Origin of the sequence: Thalassospira lucentensis, assembly GCF_011806425.1 — a bacterium.
Classification (GTDB): Bacteria; Pseudomonadota; Alphaproteobacteria; order Rhodospirillales; family Thalassospiraceae; genus Thalassospira; species Thalassospira lucentensis_B.
The window spans coordinates 58,246-77,170 of record NZ_JAATOV010000005.1 but is presented as its reverse complement, the minus strand read 5'-3'; the positions used below and the strand labels follow the sequence as shown (position 1 = coordinate 77,170).

At 54.0% G+C, this 18,925-nt stretch carries 15 protein-coding genes; 3 read left to right on the top strand and 12 right to left on the bottom strand.

All coding sequences use genetic code 11. From position 1 onward, the window contains the following. Positions 1-26: 26 nt before the first annotated feature. The 8 genes from HCZ99_RS15435 to dctP form a co-directional block, all read right to left on the bottom strand. Positions 27-752, bottom strand: coding sequence for a ribonuclease activity regulator RraA (locus tag HCZ99_RS15435; RefSeq protein WP_167447926.1), 726 nt, complete (start codon positions 750-752; stop codon positions 27-29). Between the two features lie 66 nt (positions 753-818). After that, complete coding sequence (locus HCZ99_RS15430) at positions 819-2,333, bottom strand: aldehyde dehydrogenase (NADP(+)) (protein ID WP_167447925.1); 1,515 nt, start codon at positions 2,331-2,333, stop codon at positions 819-821. Between the two features lie 29 nt (positions 2,334-2,362). Further along, positions 2,363-3,274: a dihydrodipicolinate synthase family protein gene (locus HCZ99_RS15425; RefSeq protein ID WP_167447924.1), complete on the bottom strand. Its 912-nt coding sequence runs from the start codon at positions 3,272-3,274 to the stop codon at positions 2,363-2,365. A 70-nt stretch (positions 3,275-3,344) separates the two neighbouring features. Next, positions 3,345-5,090, bottom strand: coding sequence for an L-arabinonate dehydratase (araD, locus tag HCZ99_RS15420; RefSeq protein WP_167447923.1), 1,746 nt, complete (start codon positions 5,088-5,090; stop codon positions 3,345-3,347). A 243-nt stretch (positions 5,091-5,333) separates the two neighbouring features. After that, positions 5,334-5,495 (bottom strand): hypothetical protein, encoded by a 162-nt coding sequence (locus tag HCZ99_RS15415; protein WP_167447922.1) that lies wholly within the window; start codon positions 5,493-5,495, stop codon positions 5,334-5,336. Between the two features lie 17 nt (positions 5,496-5,512). Next, positions 5,513-6,829 carry a TRAP transporter large permease gene (locus HCZ99_RS15410; RefSeq protein WP_167447921.1) on the bottom strand — a complete coding sequence of 439 codons (1,317 nt, stop codon included), beginning with the start codon at positions 6,827-6,829 and terminating at the stop codon, positions 5,513-5,515. Beyond that, entirely contained in the window at positions 6,819-7,340 is a 522-nt protein-coding gene (locus HCZ99_RS15405) for a TRAP transporter small permease subunit (protein WP_167447920.1), read from the bottom strand. The genes HCZ99_RS15410 and HCZ99_RS15405 overlap by 11 nt, the downstream gene beginning before the upstream one ends. Before the next feature lie 90 nt (positions 7,341-7,430). Next, entirely contained in the window at positions 7,431-8,456 is a 1,026-nt protein-coding gene (gene dctP, locus HCZ99_RS15400) for a TRAP transporter substrate-binding protein DctP (protein ID WP_167447919.1), read from the bottom strand. A gap of 141 nt (positions 8,457-8,597) precedes the next feature. Between dctP and HCZ99_RS15395 the strand changes: the two genes are divergently transcribed. Continuing rightward, entirely contained in the window at positions 8,598-9,317 is a 720-nt protein-coding gene (locus tag HCZ99_RS15395; RefSeq protein ID WP_254869645.1) for a GntR family transcriptional regulator, read from the top strand. 121 nt (positions 9,318-9,438) lie between these two features. Here HCZ99_RS15395 and HCZ99_RS15390 read toward each other — a convergent pair whose 3' ends face one another. Beyond that, positions 9,439-10,326, bottom strand: a complete 888-nt coding sequence (locus HCZ99_RS15390; RefSeq protein WP_254869643.1) for a LysR family transcriptional regulator — start codon at positions 10,324-10,326, stop codon at positions 9,439-9,441. Between the two features lie 240 nt (positions 10,327-10,566). Here HCZ99_RS15390 and HCZ99_RS15385 point away from each other — a divergent pair, with 240 nt between their 5' ends. Then, complete coding sequence (locus HCZ99_RS15385; protein ID WP_167448138.1) at positions 10,567-12,231, top strand: GMC family oxidoreductase; 1,665 nt, start codon at positions 10,567-10,569, stop codon at positions 12,229-12,231. A gap of 51 nt (positions 12,232-12,282) precedes the next feature. Next, positions 12,283-14,793, top strand: coding sequence for a CoA transferase (locus HCZ99_RS15380; protein WP_167447917.1), 2,511 nt, complete (start codon positions 12,283-12,285; stop codon positions 14,791-14,793). 125 nt (positions 14,794-14,918) lie between these two features. On the opposite strand, the gene fdhD is transcribed toward HCZ99_RS15380, so the two are convergent. The 3 genes from fdhD to fdhF all read right to left on the bottom strand — a co-directional run bounded on the left by fdhD (position 14,919) and on the right by fdhF (position 18,924). Further along, entirely contained in the window at positions 14,919-15,728 is an 810-nt protein-coding gene (gene fdhD, locus HCZ99_RS15375) for a formate dehydrogenase accessory sulfurtransferase FdhD (protein ID WP_167447916.1), read from the bottom strand. After that, the gene (locus HCZ99_RS15370; protein ID WP_167447915.1) at positions 15,725-15,949 is read right to left on the bottom strand and encodes a formate dehydrogenase subunit delta; all 225 of its coding nucleotides are present in this window, start codon (positions 15,947-15,949) and stop codon (positions 15,725-15,727) included. Before HCZ99_RS15370 ends, fdhD begins: the two co-directional genes overlap by 4 nt. A gap of 95 nt (positions 15,950-16,044) precedes the next feature. Then, entirely contained in the window at positions 16,045-18,924 is a 2,880-nt protein-coding gene (gene fdhF / locus HCZ99_RS15365) for a formate dehydrogenase subunit alpha (protein ID WP_167447914.1), read from the bottom strand. Position 18,925: the final 1 nt, after the last annotated feature.

Below are 18,925 nucleotides of genomic sequence, written 5' to 3'. Positions count from 1 at the left end.
GCGTTGCGAACGCAGGCAAAGAAAACCTAGCGGTTATTCTTTTTACGCCATGCTTCAAAGTTGGTTTTGGTTTCTTCCTTGGTCGGCGGATACAGACCAATGATCGATGTGCCAGACATGACCTCTTCAAGAACGAAGTCCTCAAAGCTTTCCATGCCTGCACATTCTTCGGCCAGCTCATCTGCCAGATGGGCCGGAAGAACCACAACACCGTCTTTGTCACCAACCAAAACATCACCGGGGAAGACCGGCGCATCACCGCAACCAATTGGCACATTGATGTCATATGCTTCATGCAGGGTCAGGTTCGTCGGTGCTGACGGGCGCGAGTGATAAGAATGAATGGAAAGGTTGCCAATTCCTTCGGCATCACGGAAACCACCATCGGTAACGATGCCTTCGACACCGCGCTTCATCAAGCGGGTCACAAGGATTGAACCAGCAGAGGCGGCACGCGCGTCTTTGCGGCTATCCATCACCAAAACATGGCCCGCCGGGCACTGTTCAACAGCAACGCGCTGCGGGTGGTTGGGATCGCGGAACACCTCGATCTGGTTGCGGTCTTCACGTGCCGGGATATAGCGCAGGGTATATGCCTGCCCGACCATGTTTTCGCTTTTTGGGGCAACCTGCCGCACATTTTGGATGAACTGATTGCGAAGGCCGCGCTTAAACAGGGCCGTGCACAGCGATGCGGTGCTGACACGTTTAAGCTTCTCACGGATTGCGTCACTTAAGACATAATCACTCATACTTCTTTACTCCGTAGAGTGCCCGGCTGCGCACAGCCGGGCAATATCATCAAAGGGAAAACGCAATCAAACAAGATCAGCAGGCAGAACGTCTGCTGGGATGTTCTGATAACAAACTGGGCGCAAGAAGCGACGGATCGCCATGGTGCCAACCGATGTTGCGCCAAAGTTGGTCGATGCCGGGTATGGTCCGCCATGTACCATGGTGTCGGAAACCTCGACCCCGGTCGGGAAACCATTGGCCAGAATACGGCCTGCCTTGCGTTCCAAAATCGGCAGAAGCGAACGGGCATCGGCCGCATCACCGTCATCAAGGTGCAAGGTGCAAGTCAACTGACCGTCAAACGCCTTGGCGATGGTGCGCATTTCGTCCATATCCTTGACGCGGACAACAAGGCCAAGCGGGCCAAAGACTTCTTCGCCCAATTCATGATTTGAAAGCCAGTTTTCACCGGTGGTTTCAAACAGATACGGCGTTGCATTGCGCAGATCGCATGACGTGGTCAAAACGTCTTTAACGCCACTGGTCGCACCAACGCGTTTAGCACCGTCACGGTATGCATCGGCCATGCCTTCGGTCAGCATGGTTTGCGCGCTGACTTCCGAAAGACCAGCTTTCGCCGCCTCAACAAATGCATCCGCATCCGGCCCATCAATCACAACGGCAATGCCCGGGTTGGTACAGAACTGCCCTGCCCCCATGGTCAGCGATCCCGCCCAACCTTTGCCAAGCGCATCACCGCGTTCTTTCATCGCAACCGGCATCATAAACATCGGATTGACCGAGCCAAGCTCGCCAAAGAACGGAATGGGTTCCGGACGGCTTGCACACAGATCAAACAATGCACGACCACCGCCAAGCGACCCGGTAAAGCCAACCGCCTTAATCAGCGGATGCTGCACCAAGCTTTGCCCGACATCGCGTTTGCCCCCTTGAATAAGGCTAAACACGCCCGGATGAACGCCGCAGGCCTTAATCGCGGCATCAATGGCCTGGGCCACGATTTCACCCGTGCCCGGATGGGCTGAGTGGCCCTTAACAACAACCGGGCAACCAGCAGCCAGTGCAGACGCGGTATCGCCGCCCGCAACCGAAAATGCCAATGGGAAGTTCGACGCGCCAAACACGGCAACCGGGCCAATCGGACGCTGCATCAAGCGAAGGTCCGGACGCGGAAGCGGTGCACGATCCGGCAGCGCTTCGTCATAACGACGGTCAAGATAATCGCCATCGAGAATGTGGCTGGCAAACAGACGAAGCTGCCCGACGGTACGACCGCGCTCGCCTTGAAGACGTGCTTCTGGCAGGCCGCTTTCCTGGGTGCCGATTTCGGTGATTTCATCACCGCGCGCATCAATCTCGTCAGCGATTTTATTGAGCAACGCCGCACGATCTTCGCGTGACGAATAGGCAAAGCTCCAAAATGCTTCTTCGGCGGCCTTGGCAGCCTGATCGACAAGTGCCGGGGTACCAACCGGGAATGTATTGACCGGGCCATGTGCCGGTTCGGACTTAAACGTTGCATCCCCTGAAACCCAGTCGCCTGCGATCAGATGTTTGCCTTTTAATGTATAGGACATAAATGCCTCCTTGGTGCGGCCAAGCCGCCTTATTTCAAAAGATTGTTTTGGCGCATGAAAGCAGAAAGCTTTTCATGCTGCGCATCGGTTAACGGCCATGCAGACGGTGGACGTGTCGCACCGCAATCATCGCCAAGCAATTTAAGGGCGGCCTTAACACCCGTGACGTTGGTGCCGTTCATTTCCTCGGCACGGACGTCTTCAAAGGCCTTCATTTCACCAATCAATTGGCGTGCCTTGGCATAGTCACCGGCTTCAAGCGCACCGTGGATCGCCATCGATCGTTCCGGCCAAACGTTGATCAAACCCGATGTAAAGCCACGTGCACCAACTGCATAAAATGCCGGCGCCCACGTCTCGGCCAACCCACCAACCCAAACGATGTCGGGATCACAGGCATTGATCGCCTCGGCCAGCTTCATCGGATTTGGGGTCGCCCATTTGACACCTGCCACACCGTCGATTGCGCACAAATCTTCGATGGCTTTGGTGCCAATCGTGTCATTGCGCAAATACAGCATCATCGGTAAACCGCCCGATGCATCGGCAATGCGCTTAAGATACTCGACAACACCGCGCGGGGCGACAAACGGGTCTGGCGGCTGATGCACCATAAGGGCGGTCGCACCGGCATCTGCCGATGCCTTGGCCAACTCACAGGCATCACGCACCCCACGTCCAATCCCCGCCAGCATCGGCGCACGCCCATCAAGCATTTCGGCAACGGACCGTGCCATGGTGATGGCTTCTTGCGTGGTCAGGGCATAAAACTCGCCGGTATTGCCATTCACCACCGGGAAATGACCCCCCGCCGCAAGGGCGCGATCAATGATCGGTTGAAGCTTGCTGGGCGCAAGATCGCCATTGTCATCATAGGGCGTTACAAGAATGCCCGAAATCCCGGACAAGACGCCACGCAGATCGGCTTTGGAAAGTGCCATAAAGTGATATCCCTGAGTAATGCGAAGAACGGGGTGCGACGCCGCCGCCCCCGCTTTTCTTATTTTTGGCCTAGTAGATGTCAGGCTCTCCGGCTGTTTTGCCAAATTTCGGTGACAAGAAGTCAAAGTCACAGCCTTCGTTGGCCTGTGTTACGTGCTTGCCAAACATGTAACCATAGCCGCGCTGGAACCGCGGTTCTGGCGCTTGCCATGCGGCACGACGACGTTCAAGTTCGTCTTCGTCGACCAGCATATCCAATCGACGGTTATCCAGATCAAGTCGAACGATATCGCCGTTTTTCAAAAGTGCCAGAGGCCCACCAACATAAGATTCCGGCGCCACGTGAAGCACACAGGCCCCATAAGACGTGCCTGACATTCGCGCATCAGACAGGCGCAACATGTCACGGTGGCCTTGTTTGATCAGCGCCTTTGGAATGGGCAGCATACCCCATTCGGGGAAACCAGGACCGCCCAAAGGACCGGCATTACGCAGCACCAAAACATGATCAGGCGTGACATCAAGATTTTCGTCATCAATCGCCTTTTTCATTTCCGGATAGCTGTCAAACACCATGGCCGGGCCTTGGTGATTGCGGAAACGCTCATCACAGGCAGCAGGCTTAATCACCGCCCCATCCGGGCACAGATTGCCCTTAAGCACCGCAAGTGATCCTTGGTGATAAACTGGATTGGAAAGCGGGCGAATGACATCGTCATTGTAAACCACCGCACCCTCAAGCGTTTCACCAAGGGTTTTACCGGTGACCGTGGTAACCGATGTATCAAGCTTGTCACCAAGCTGCGCCATCAATGCGCGCAAACCACCCGCATAAAAGAAATCTTCCATCAGGTAGTCACCCTTGCCCGACGGACGAATATTGGCAATCAGCGGCGTGGTACGGCCCAGTGCATCAAGATCATCAAGGGTCAGATCAATCGAAGCACGGCGCGCCATGGCCAGCATATGAACAACCGCGTTGGTCGAACAACCCGTCGCCATCGCCACAACGGCAGAGTTTTTAATCGATGCCGGGGTAACGATTTTATCCGGGGTCAAATCTTCCCAAACCATATCAACAATACGGCGACCACATTGGGTCGACATGCGGATATGCCCGGCATCTGGTGCCGGAATGGATGACGCCCCCGGAAGGCAAAGGCCCATCGCCTCGGCAATGGCGGTCATGGTGGATGCGGTACCCATGGTCATACAGTGGCCATATGAACGCGCAATGCCGCCTTCGACACCAACCCATTCTTCGTCACTGATATTGCCCGCACGGCGTTCATCCCAGTATTTCCAGGCATCAGACCCGGAACCCAGGATTTTACCGGCATAGTTGCCGCGCAACATTGGCCCCGCAGGCAGATAGATCATCGGAACACCCGCCGACAGCGCGCCCATCACCAAACCCGGTGTGGTTTTATCGCAACCGCCCATCAACACCACGCCATCAAGCGGATGCGACCGGATTTGTTCTTCGGTCTCCATGGCAAGCAGGTTGCGATACAGCATCGAAGTCGGCTTGGTGAAAGACTCATCGACCGAAATCGATGGCAGTTCAACCGGGAAACCACCGGCCTGATGCACACCCTTTTTGACGTCGGCTGCGCGTTCGCGGAAATGCGCGTGGCACGGGTTAAGTTCCGACCATGTATTGAGGATGCCGATGACCGGACGCCCTGTCCAATCCTCTGGATCAAGCCCCATCTGCATCAGACGTGAACGGTGACCAAACGAACGAAGATCATCGGGCGCGAACCAGCGCGCACTACGAAGGTCTTCGGCGGTTTTTTTGACTTTCTCGGTCATGGCATCTTCCTTGGGTTAACCCACTTGTAATTATAAGTTACATCTTTGATAACAAGATGTCGGGGTAATTTCAATCTTCTTGACGTAAGCCAAGTCGGAATATTCAACTCAGTCGCAAAAGCTTTGCATTCGCCATCCCTGACGCGACGACTGCGCGATGTTCGGCGCCAACAAAAACCGGCAAACACCGCCCCGATGACCTTGCACATACGCCAAGGTCACCGGGAAAATGGGATGTTCGCCTTATCCGCGGACCATAAAGATCAGCGCCGAAACAATGAGCGTAAACACCAAGCCGCCAACTTCGGGCCAACTGCCAAAGTCGTGCCCGTCTTTGCGCTCGTCATCGGCAAATTCGGATGCGGATATATCTTCGTCCTGACGGGTCGAATCATGATCAGACATCATTTTATCCTTTCACCTCATTCAAAGAGTGACGGCAGCCACAGGGCGATTTGCGGATTGAAAAGCACCAACGCCAATCCGACCGCCTGAAGCGCAATGAACGGAAGAACCGCAACGAATATTTCCTGAAGGGCGATGTCCTTTGGGGCCACGGATTTCAGGAAGAAACACGCGGGGCCAAAAGGCGGCGACAGGTAGTACATCTGAATATTCATCGCAAACAGGACACCGAACCACACCGGATCAAATCCAAGATCAATCACCACCGGCGCAAAGATCGGAACCGTGATGAAAATGATCGCAATCCATTCCAGGAACGTGCCAAGCAACATCACGATCAACATCATCACGACAATCACCCAGATCGGCCCGATATCAAGTGCGGTCAAAACCCCGCGCAAGAAATCGCCACCACCAATCCGGTTGTAAATGCCAATCAAGGATACCGCACCGATCACAAGCCAGATGATCGAACCAACGGTAATCACGGTTTGACGCATGGCATCGCGCGCCATGGTCCATTTCAGTTCCTTACGCGCTGCTGCCACCACAAGCGCACCGATTGCGCCAATTGCCGCGGCCTCGGTCACTGTTGCGACACCAGAATAAATCACGCCCAAAACCGTACCGATCAGAATGGCCGGCAAGATAATCCCCTTAAGGAATTTCAGGCGCTGGAAGAACGGCAGTGCGGTTTCTGGAATGTCATAGATCGGCGCCATTTCGGGCTTCAGACGGACCCGGACCAAAATGTACGTAATATAAAGGCCCGCCAAAATAAGCCCCGGCACGGCAGACGCGGCAAACAGTTTGGTGATCGAAACCTGTGCGGCCAACCCGTAAACAATCAGAACAACCGACGGCGGAATAAGGGTTGCCAAGGCACCAGCGGCACAAATAATGCCGATGGCCAATTTACGATCATAACCCAAACGCAACATCTGCGGCAGGGCGATCAAGCCCAGCATGACGATTTCGCCACCCATTATGCCCGACATCGCCGCCAAAAGGACTGCGACAAACGTGGTTTGCACGCCGACCGATCCCCGGAAACGTCCGCCCATAATTGCCATGGACTCAAACATCGAATGCGCTATTCCCGATCGTTCAAGCACGTTCGCCATAAAGACAAAGAACGGCACGGCAATCAGTTCGTATTTATGCAAAACCTCGCTGACATTGGCCGCGACGATAAAGAAGCCCGCCCGTTCGCCAAAATACAAAAGCGCGGTTCCAAGCGATACCGTCAGCGTGGTGATGCCAAGCGGCACACCCAAGGCCATCAACGCCAAAAGCGAGATAACAATCAGAAGTGTAATGATCTCAATGCCCACCGGATACGTCCCCCTCGGTGCGCTGAACCCAACGGATGATGTTGGACAAAAGCTGTAAAATGAAAAATAGGCAGCCGACGAAAAGCAGGATTTTCAGATAGGTTGGCTGCATTGAGTTCATCGCCGTGCCGGAATATTCGATCCGCGACAGAACCTTGGCGGCTGGATGATACAGCGCCATTGAAAGAATGATTGTCGCCCCGGTGGCGATGATCATTTGGATCAGGCGGAAAATGCGCCAAACCCGTTCACCAACGACGACTTCAAGCATGGTGATTGAGATATGGCGATTTCGTTCGGTCACGTACCCAACCGACAACACCCACGCACTGGCACACAAGGCCATGGCAAGTTCGGTTGTCCATAATGTCGGCGCGTCAAAACCATAGCGCAGCAAAACTTCAAGGGCCGAAACGGCGATACAGGCAAAAAAGAGGACAGAACAGCCCTGACCGACAAAGACGCTGACCGCGTCCATGATATCGGCATAACGAGCAAGAAGGCGTTTCATCAGATTTCCCCGACCAGGAAATTGCAGGAAAAGGGACCGCCCCACATCAGTCTTTGATCAGGGGCGGTCCGGATGCGTGCAGAAAGACGCTTATTCCTTGAACAGACCGATTTTGGTCATGTAAGCGATATGCGCGTCCAAGGCTTCCTTGGCGAGATCAGATTTCTTGGCAAACTCTTCCCATTGTTGACGGGCAACAACGCGAAGTTTGTCACGATCTTCTTGTGCCCAATCGATGACTTCGATTTCATCGGTTGCATCGTCGCGCGCAGCAAGTTCTGCATCCTGTTTGGAAACTTCGGCGGCCATCGCATACATCGCGTCATACCAAGAATCGCGAAGCGCTTTCTGGTCCTCGGCCGAGATATCTGCCCATTTTTCCGCATTTACCGTGAACTGCATCGACGGCATGGAATGGATGCCCGGATACAATGGATACGGGGCCACATCCTGAAGACCGGTTGCCGCATTGTTTACATAAGCCGATGCATCAGCCGCATCGACGATGCCTTTTTCAAGCGCACCGAAAACTTCGGAAAACGGAATGGATACCGGTGACGCACCCGCAGCAGAGAAAACAGCCGCAGCCAAACCTTCTGGCGAACGGATTTTTTTACCCGACAAATCTTCAAAGGTACGGATTGGCGTACGTGCAACCAGGGCCTCGCGCGAATATGGGCCACATGCAACAACCTTCACTTCGCCATCGGTAATGGCATCGGATGCTTTTTGCATGATGGCTTCGCCACCGCCGTCTTTACAAAAACCGATCATTTGTTCTGGCGTATCATAGCCCGAAATCAAATCACCCATGATCGCATAGGCAGGCTCAAGACCGGCGAAATAGTTGACGGACGTAAAATCACCGTCAAGCACACCAACAGCAACCGCACTTGGCGTTTCTTTGGCCGGAACGACAGAACCATTTGGCGTCAGTACGATTTTGACGCGCCCATCGGTACGTTTTTCAACATCTGGCACCCAATGCTCGGTAATGAACTGCGTTGAAAAATCGCCTGCATTAAAAGATGTCTGAATATTAAGTGTTTCGGCATTGACCGCACCCGCAAAAAGGCAAAGTGACGTCGCGGCAATCGCCGGCTTCATGAAATTCATTTGGTTTCCTCCCGAAGTTAACCGAACTGTTTTTTGCTCGGTGTTCTGATACACTAATATATTAGTACATAAGTAGCAATAGCCATATGCAAACACAATGTGTTATCAAGTAATCAGCTTAGGGCGAGAACGCAGGACAGCATGGAAAGCAAGTCGCCAAATCCCCTTCTGACCTATAAGGGCGGTTCGAAAATGCCACAAAAGATAAAGCGCGGCTCTGCCAGCGCGCAGCTACATGGATCACTGCGTGATCGGATCATCCAGCTTGAACTCGAACCGGGGCAAAACCTGTCACGGGGCGAGATTGCCGCTGAATATGGGGTTAGCCAAACACCCGTGCGCGACGCATTGCTTAAGCTTGAAGAAGAAGGTCTGATTGATACCTTTCCCCAGTCCAAGACCGAGGTATCAAAAATCAATATCGAGCATGCGTTGGAAACACAGTTTCTGCGCCTGTCGCTGGAGCTTGAGATTACCAGACGCCTTGCCAAGGCACATGATCCTGCACTGATCGCACCAGCCCAATCGATTTTGGCCCAGCAAAAAGCGGCCATGACCGCCAATGATCTGGCCGCTTTTTCCCGCCTTGACCGCGATTTTCACTTATCGCTGTTTGAGGCTGGCGGGGTCAGCGATCTTTACGGCGTTGTGCACGCCCGGTCCGGTCATATTGACCGCCTGCGCAAACTCAACCTGCCCGATCCGGGAAAACTAGCATCGATTTTGGATTGCCATACCCGCCTTCTTGACGCGATCCGTGCGGGCGATACCGCCGAAACAGAAAAAGTCGTGCGTGAACATCTGTCGGGCACGCTGGCGAAAATTAACGATATCCGTGAACGGCATCAGGATTTTTTCTAGGCTCTCGCCCTATTCAAATCCAGAAGCATGCAAGTGTGGCCAGCCTAATCCGCCCATAACGCGTCAGACAGCAAGGTATGGCATGTGCGGCTCACTCATAGCTCCACAGTGAAAACCAGCTTCACCACGTTGCTTCGAGCACCTCAAACAGGGCCGATATCATGGGAAGTTCTTTGCGGCGTTCACTTGTGATCAGACTAAGGCAGGCCGGAATGGAAACGGAATTGCTCACCGCAAGGCCAAAGGTCTGCTTTTCATGTAGCGCGATTGAATCCCGACATAAACTTAGACCCACGCCTGATCGGACCATCTCAAGCATCGAGGCTTCCTGATCGACCAAGGCGACGGAATTTTGTTTGCAGTCATAGCGATCGAAAATCCGCTTAAGCAGCCGGGAATGCACAGATGCCTCTGTCGTGCCGATCCAGGGAAGCTTTGCCAAGGCCATCCAATCGGCATTCTCGACCTCGCTTTCCCAACCAACCGGGGCAATCACCCGATAATTAAACTCGGCCAATTTAATCGCATGGATTTCTTCGGTCGATATCGCGGCAATATCGCCCGCCACATCGGGCCCACTCAGGTAAAAACCGGCATCAATCTGATTACGGCAAACCCGTGCCAGCATCTCGCCGCTGACGCCATGAACCAGTTCCGTTTCGATATCTGGGAAGTCGGTTCGCATCCGGCTTAGCATCCGACCAAGTCGGATAAATTCCGGATCAACGATTGTTCCGATTCTAAGCTTTCCACCAACACGCCCGGCCCGCTTACGCGCGCTGCGCCGAAACTCGTCCATCGCATCAAGCACAAGCTCAGCTTTCTTAAGCATCGCTTGCCCATCCGGGGTAATTTCCAACCCTGTAGCTGTCCGCTTGAAAAGCGAAATGCCCGTTTCCTCACCAAGACGCTTGATCTGATGACTGATCGCTGGCTGCGTCAAGCTGAGTACCGATGCGGCACGCGAAACGCTGCCCTCGCGCGCGACGGTCACAAAAGCCAGCAGCATGTTTATGTTTGAAAACCGGGTCATATAAATAACACTAATATTGCTATTCGTATTTTGTCATTAGATTTATCCGCACATTAAACCCCTAATACACATTCGGTGCTCTCACCGAATAAAGACCGCTTGCGGCTTAAACGATCAAGCGGCCATCGGAACTGCCTTTGCGGGCCTTTGGTTGGTCAAAAAATTTGTCTCGACCGCCAAACCGATAAGAAGCAAAAGGGAAAGCGCGTCACAATGATGAGAACCATTCAAAACTTCGACTATATCGTTGTCGGAGCTGGCTCAGCCGGAAGTTTGTTGGCCAATCGGCTTAGCGCAGATGCAAAGAATAATGTTCTGCTGCTTGAGGCGGGCAAGGCAGATAACTATCCGTGGATACACATACCGGTCGGTTATCTTTATTGCATTGGCAATCCACGCACAGACTGGATGTATCAAACCGAACCGGACAAGGGTCTGAATGGCCGTGTGTTGCGCTATCCCCGTGGCAAGGCGCTGGGTGGATGCTCGTCGATCAATGGCATGATCTATATGCGCGGCCAGGCCCGCGACTATGACAACTGGGCCAAGATCACCGGCGAAGAAGCCTGGAATTGGCAACATTCCCTTGCCGATTTCAAGCGCCATGAAAATCATCACAAGCTTGATAACGGCAAAAATCCCGCAACACATAGCGGAAAGCCCTTTTCCGACAATCACGGACATGGCGGCGAATGGCGCGTTGAAAAGCAACGGCTGCGCTGGGACATCCTCGACAGCTTCATCGAGGCCGCCGGTCAAACCGGCATTGAGCCAACCGACGATTTCAATGATGGCGACAATACTGGCATTGGCTATTTTGAGGTTAACCAACGGTCCGGATGGCGCTGGAACACATCAAAGGCGTTTATCCGCCCCATCCAATCGCGCCCCAACCTGACGGTCTGGACCGAGGCACAAGTCGAAAAACTGACCTTTGCAACCAACGCAGATGGCCAAACCGTCTGCACAGGTGCCATGGTCAACAAGGCGGGCACGCAGCTTACCGTCGGCGCCAATAAGGAAGTCATCCTGTCTGCGGGCGCTGTAAACTCACCGCAAATTTTGCAACTGTCTGGCATCGGTCCGGCAAATATCCTTAGACAGCATGGCATCGACGTCGTGCTTGATGCGCCCGGTGTCGGGCAGAACCTGCAAGACCACCTGCAAATTCGTGCGATCTATAAGGTACACGGTGCCAAAACACTTAACACGCTCGCCAACAACTTGGTTGGTAAGGCCAAGATTGGCCTTGAATATCTTCTCAACCGTTCTGGCCCCATGAGCATGGCACCCAGCCAATTGGGTGCGTTCACCCGATCCGATCCGTCGCGCCAATATTCAAATCTTGAATATCACGTCCAACCGCTGAGCCTTGAGGCATTTGGCGGTGATCTTCACGACTTTCCTGCCGTCACGGTATCGGTCTGTAACCTTAACCCGACCAGCCGTGGCAGCATTCAAATCAAATCTGCCGATTTTCGCGAAGCCCCGAAAATTGCGCCCAATTACCTTAATACCGACGAAGATCGCAAAGTTGCCGCCGACAGCCTGCGACAGGTTCGCGACATCATGGGGCAACCCGCCATGGCCAAATACCAGCCCGACGAATTCAAACCGGGCGTGCAATATCGATCCGATGATGAACTCACCAAGCTGGCCGGTGACATCGCCACAACGATTTTCCATCCGGTCGGGACCGTCAAGATGGGACACAAGGATGACAACACAGCCGTACTTGACCCGCATCTTCGACTTAAGGGTATTTCAGGCCTTCGGGTTGTCGATGCGTCTGTGATGCCCGAAATTACAAGTGGCAATACCAATTCACCGACACTGATGATTGCCGAAAAAGCCGCTGGATGGATTTTGTCTGACCAGTAATCGCGATTTGCGTTTCCCCTGCCAACCTACATGCAGACTTCGGAGGAAAAAATGCACACCCGGTTTTCCAAGCTCCCTCTGACAGGCGTCAAAGTTGTCGATTTTGGCCAATATATCGCGGGGCCCGCTGTTGCCATGTTGCTTGGCGATCTGGGGGCGACGGTTGTTCATATTGATCCACCCGGTGGACCGATGTGGAACAGTCCGGCAAACGCAACGCTTAACCGCAACAAGCTGATCATCAATCTTGACCTGAAAAGCAAGGAAGGCCGCGAACGGGCGCACGAGCTCTGCGCCGAAGCCGACATCATCATCGAAAATTTCCGCCCCGGAAAATTTGCCAAGCTTGGCTTTGATTTTGCGGAAATGCGCAAAGAACGCCCGGAACTGATTACACTTTCGATCCCGGGATTTGCATCGAACGACGAAGAACGGCGCGAACAACGTGCCTTTGAAAGCATCGTCGCTGCAAGTTCAGGCGTTTTCACCGACATGGGTTTGAACCGGGTACTGATGGGGTTAAATCCGTCCTTCTCTCCGTTGCCTTTGTCGTCGGCCTATGCGTCGCAGATTGCGGCATCGTCAGTTGTTCTGGCGTTGCAATCACGCCAGCTTACCGGCTTGGGCGACCAGATAGAGGTCCCATTAGCCGCCGCCATCATGGAGGGGCTTTGCTATAACTCCATCAGAATATCAGACATTCCCAGACGTTATCTGACTCAGCGCGAAATTGAAATTGAACGCAGACGTATCGAAGGTCTGCCGATGAATGTCAGTTACGAGGAATTGCAGGAACTTCTCGATCCATTTTTCAGAAGCTACATGTGCAAGGATGGCCGGATGTTCTATGTGGTCTGTCCAAGCCACAAGCATCATGCCAAGCGCTGCCTTGAAGTTCTTGGGATTTATGATGAACTCGTTGAGGAAGGCCTGACATCCGAGGATGACACCTACAAACCGCAAAGCGAATGGGAGTCTGAAACCTCGCTTGGGGTCTATCCGATGCCCAAAGATTGGGCGGACAGGATTGCCGCGCGCATGAAGGATGTCTTCATGACCCGCACATCGCACGAATGGAAAAAGATGTTTGGTCGTGGCGGCATTCCGGGCGCGCCGCAGCGCTGGCTGCAGGAATGGATTCATGACGAATATGCTGAAGGTTCCGGTCTGATGATCGATACATGGGACCCGGAATATGGCGAAATGACCACGCCCGGCCCGGTTGTCTGGATGGAAGAAAGCGGCGAAGAAGCCCTTAACCCCCAACCGCGTCGCTGGGTAGAGTTTAATGAGGCGCTTAAAACCCTTAAAAAACATCGGACCGAGATTCCCGATCCAGCGGACGCGATTGAGCAAGAAGGCTGGCTTTCCGGGGTTAAGATACTTGATCTTTGCAACGTCATTGCCGGTCCGCATTCGGCCTGCTACCTGGCACGGTTTGGCGCCGAAGTCATCAAGCTGGATCCGTCCGTGCCGCTTTATGATAGCTGGAATACCGTCATTTACGGCCTATCGCAAATGCGCGGCAAAAAGTCGATCCTTGCAGACATCAAATCCGAACATGGCCGCAAGGTATTCGAAGATCTGGTTAAATCGGTTGATGTCATCATCTGGAACGCCCCGGATAGTCAGATCAAGCGGATGGGTCTTGATGCGGAAAACCTGCGCAAACTCAATCCAAATGCCATTTTCTGCAAACTGGATTGTTTCAGTGGCGTTCAGCGTGGCGTGCGTACCGACTATATCGGCTATGACGATCTGGTGCAGGCCGCAACGGGCATCATGTTGCGATTTGGCGGCGCCATGGACCGCCCCGAAGAGCACGCCCATGTTGGGACCATCGATGTCATGTGTGGCTTTGGCGGTGCTTTGGCTGTTGCGGCGGCGTTGTATCAGAAATACCGGTTTGGTCGGATCGGGCGCGGCCGGACATCACTGACCGCCAATAGCGGCCTTTTGCAAATACCCTTTGCCTATGATTACCGCGGACGCGGCTTGTTTGACGAACCGTCGGGACCGGAAACCAACGGCAATGATGAACTTAACCGCTTTTACAGCACGGCATCGGGCACCTATGTGTTGCTAAGCGCCTATGAAGAAGATCTTCCTCGGTTCCGCGAGGTCGAAGGCCTTGAAGAATTGCCTGAAATTCCGCTGGAAGAACGGGCAATCTATCTGGCAACAGCGTTCCAGACCACGACCGCAAACGAATGGATTGAACGTCTGCATGCGGCTGATATTGGGGCTGCGATCTGCGATAACATTGATGCATTGCGTGCGGAAAACACACGCGAAGCGGACGGGACACCGGGTACGGACCGCGGAAGCTATTCCTTCTCAGTCTACCCCGATCATCCCAGCGGGCATGAGGTCATTCAGCTTGACCCATACGCGGTGCGAACAACACGCTCAAAGGTGGTTGCCCTGAGCCCTTCGGAAAAGTTTGGCACATCAACGCGCACAATCCTCAAAGAATTGGGCTATGGCGATCAGGCAATTGAGATGATGCTGAAATCCGGCGACCTGAGTGAGTCATGGAGCCAGGAATATATCCCAAGCTAACAAGCGGCCAACCGGCATCTGATATGTCATGGAGTGCGAAACGTACTTCGCATCCCATGACATGCCTTCTTTGACATGCCTGCTTTTGGGCGACGTTCACGCGGGACGTGACGCCGCGACCAAAGTTAGGCAAAGCGGCGAAACAGCCCGCGCCGTTCGCGGCAAATCAATGTCAGTCCAGCTTTCCGTGCCAAGTTGACCGCCGTTAAGGTGGGACCAGACAGGGTCACAAGCCCCCCGACCCCACATTGCACGGTCTTGGTAACGATTTCGTATGAACAGCGGCTGGTCATCAACACAAACCCGCCGGTGGTATCAATCCCCTGCCGCGCAACCGCGCCCAATACTTTATCAAGCGCGTTGTGCCGTCCGATATCTTCGCGGGTTAGGATGATGTTACCGCTACCATCGACAAAGGCACTGGCATGCAACAACCCGCCGCCTTCGCGGTTACGGGTTTGATGATCGGGCAGCGCATCAATCGCACGCAGCACAATATCCTGCGCCATATTGCCCGGCGTCACCGTGCCGATTTTATCCATCGACACCGCATCCAATGACTGCACACCGCACAATCCGCAACCAGATCGCCCTTCAAGGGTACGTTGACGATCTTCAAGCCGATCAAACACGTCTTCGTGCAAGTCCGCCTCAATCACATAGCCCTGAAGGGTTTTGCGCACATCCCGCAGCGTGATCTGCGACACGTCATCGGCAATACCTTCTGACAGCGCAAACCCAACCATGAAATCTTCTAGGTCATGGGGCGACACCATCATCACCGCATGGGATTGCCCATTAAACGTCAATGCAGCCGGGATTTCCGGCTGCAAGACCATGGGGGCATCATCATTGCCGTCATCGCGTGATACGGCGCGCGCCATATCAATGTCCCGGCCATCGACAATATAATTGTCTGATGATTTGGTTTTCATGCGGTTTCTTTGACTTTGCGGATCGACGGGGCGGCTTCAAGCACCAGCGGATCGAACCCGTCATGCCCATCGGCAATCAAGTCGAACAGCTGTTTGCGCATGCGCGGTTCCCAAAAATCATTGATATGTCCTGCAACCCCTTCAACCCCTTCGTCGTGGGGTTTGGATTTAAAAAAGGTCGCGATCTGATTGGCCATATAGACAAGCTTATCAGGTGCCATTGGTGTTCACTCTTTGCTTGTAAACTTTTCTTTACAGACGGCGCCCCCGCACGGTGCCATGAAACCAATCATAACACAGTGCGGGGCACTTTATCCTATTCTGCGGCATCAATGCGCGGTTTGATCCGACGCGATTGTTCGGCCTGACGATCATATTCGACCTGCCAGTCGCTTGGACCGTTGCTGGACGAAACCTGCACCGCGGTCACCTTATATTCCGGGCAGTTCGTCGCCCAGTCGGTAAAGTCGGTGGTGATCACGTTGGCCTGCGTGCCCGGATGGTGGAAGGTTGTGTAAACCACCCCCGGTGCGACACGGTCGGTGATCTTCGCCCGAAGCGACGTTTCACCGGATCGCGATGCCAGACGGATCCAATCGCCATCACGCACACCACGCTGTTCGGCGTCATGGGGATGGATTTCCAGCAAGTCTTCTTTGTGCCAGGCGGTATTTTCCGTACGACGGGTCTGTGCCCCGACATTGTACTGCGTAAGAATACGCCCCGTGGTCAGAAGAAGCGGGAAGCGCGGCCCGGTACGTTCGTCGGTGGCGACATATTCCGTGACCACAAACTTGCCCTTACCGCGCACAAAACCATCAATATGCATGACCGGGGTGCCTTTTGGCGCCTTGTCATTACATGGCCACTGAACCGATCCTTCGCGTTCAAGAAGGTCATAATCCACATTGGCAAAGCTTGGCGTGGTGGCGGCAATTTCGTCCATTACCTGCGATGGATGGGTATAATTCCAATCAAGACCCATCGCGCGCGCAAGGTTCTGTGTCACTTCCCAATCGGCAAACCCGTTAAGTGGGGTCATCACACGGCGGACGCGGTTGATACGGCGTTCCGCATTGGTGAATGTGCCATCCTTTTCAAGGAAGGTCGAACCGGGCAGGAACACATGGGCATGGTTGGCTGTTTCATTCAAAAACAGGTCATGCACCACAACGCATTCCATTGCCGCCAAACCAGCCGCCACATGTTTGGTATCGGGGTCTGATTGCAGGATGTCTTCGCCCTGAATGTAGATCCCCTTAAACGTGCCTTCGACGGCGGCATCAAGCATATTGGGAATACGCAAGCCCGGCTCATCATCCAGTTTGACACCCCAGATATCTTCGAAAATATCGCGGGTGGTGCTGTCTTGAATATGGCGATAGCCCGGCAGTTCATGCGGGAAGGACCCCATATCACAGGCCCCCTGCACGTTGTTCTGACCGCGCAGCGGATTAACCCCAACGCCCGGACGCCCAAGGTTACCTGTCGCCATGGCAAGGTTGGCAATCGCCATCACCGTGGTCGAACCTTGGCTGTGTTCGGTAACACCAAGCCCGTAATAAATCGCGCCATTTCCACCGGTGGCAAAAGTCCTGGCGGCGGTGCGCATGGTTTCCGGATCAACACCGGTCATTTCGGCGATGGCTTCGGGGCTGTGTTTTGGATCGGAAACAAACGCCGCCCAATCCTGGAATTCATCCCAGTCACAGCGTTCGCGAACAAAAGCCTCGTCAAACAGGCCTTCGGTCACGATCACATGTGCCAAGGATGTCAGAACCGCAACGTTGGTGCCCGGGCGCAAGGCAACATGGGCGACGGCCTCGATATGTGGGCTGCGCACAAGATCAATACGCCGCGGATCAATCACGATCAGTTTCGCCCCTTCGCGCAGACGCTTTTTCAAACGCGATGCAAATACCGGGTGGCCGTCGGTCGGGTTGGCCCCGATAAGAATAACCACATCGGTATGTTCGACACTGTCAAAATCCTGCGTCCCGGCAGATGTCCCAAAGGTGGTTTTCAAACCATAGCCGGTCGGCGAATGGCAAACACGCGCACAGGTATCGACGTTATTATTGCCAAATCCAGCACGGATCAGTTTTTGAACAAGGAAGGTTTCCTCATTCGTGCAACGCGATGAGGTAATGCCACCAATCGCACCCTTGCCATGTTCAGCCTGAATGGCGCGGAATTTATCAGCCGTATATCGAAGGGCTTCTTCCCAACTGACTTCCTGCCATGGATCCGAGGTACTTTCGCGGATCATCGGGTTCAGGATGCGGTCTTTATGGTTGGCATAACCATACGCAAACCGCCCCTTAACACAGGAATGGCCACGGTTGGCTTTGCCGTCTTTATACGGCACCATGCGCACCAATTCTTCGCCGCGCATTTCGGCCTTAAACGAACAACCGACCCCGCAATACGCACAGGTGGTGACAACCGAATGTTCCGGCTGGCCGATTTCAATGATCGATTTTTCCTGCAAGGTCGCGGTTGGGCAGGCCTGAACGCAGGCGCCACACGACACACATTCGGAATCAAGGAAGTCTTCGTGCATCCCCGGCGAAACGCGGCTTTCAAAACCACGTCCTTCGATGGTCAGCGCAAAGGTCCCCTGCACTTCCTCGCAGGCCCGCACACAGCGCGAACACACAATGCATTTTGACGGGTCATAGGTGAAATACGGGTTGGTTTCATCCTTTGCCATATAGCGCGGATTTTCTTCGCCGTTATCACGCACCTTCACATGGTTGCCGCCGTCATAGCCATAGCGCACATCGCGCAGGCCAACGGCCCCGGCCATATCCTGCAATTCGCAATCGCCATTGGCTGCACAGGTCAGGCAATCAAGCGGATGGTCGGAAATGTACAGTTCCATCACGCCTTTGCGGATTTTCTTAAGGCGCTCTGTCTGGGTTTTGACCACCATGCCATCAGCAGCCGGTGTGGTGCAGGATGACGGTGTGCCGTTGCGGCCTTCGACCTCTACTAGGCACAAACGGCACGATCCAAATGCATCGACCATGTCGGACGCACACAATTTGGGGATTTGAATGCCCGCCTCCATCGAGGCACGCATCACCGATGTGCCTTCGGGCACGGTGACGTCGTTGCCATCAATGGTCAGGGTAACCGTTTTTTCGGATTTGGCGGCGGGGGTTCCGTAGTCGACTTCTTTGATCAAGGACATC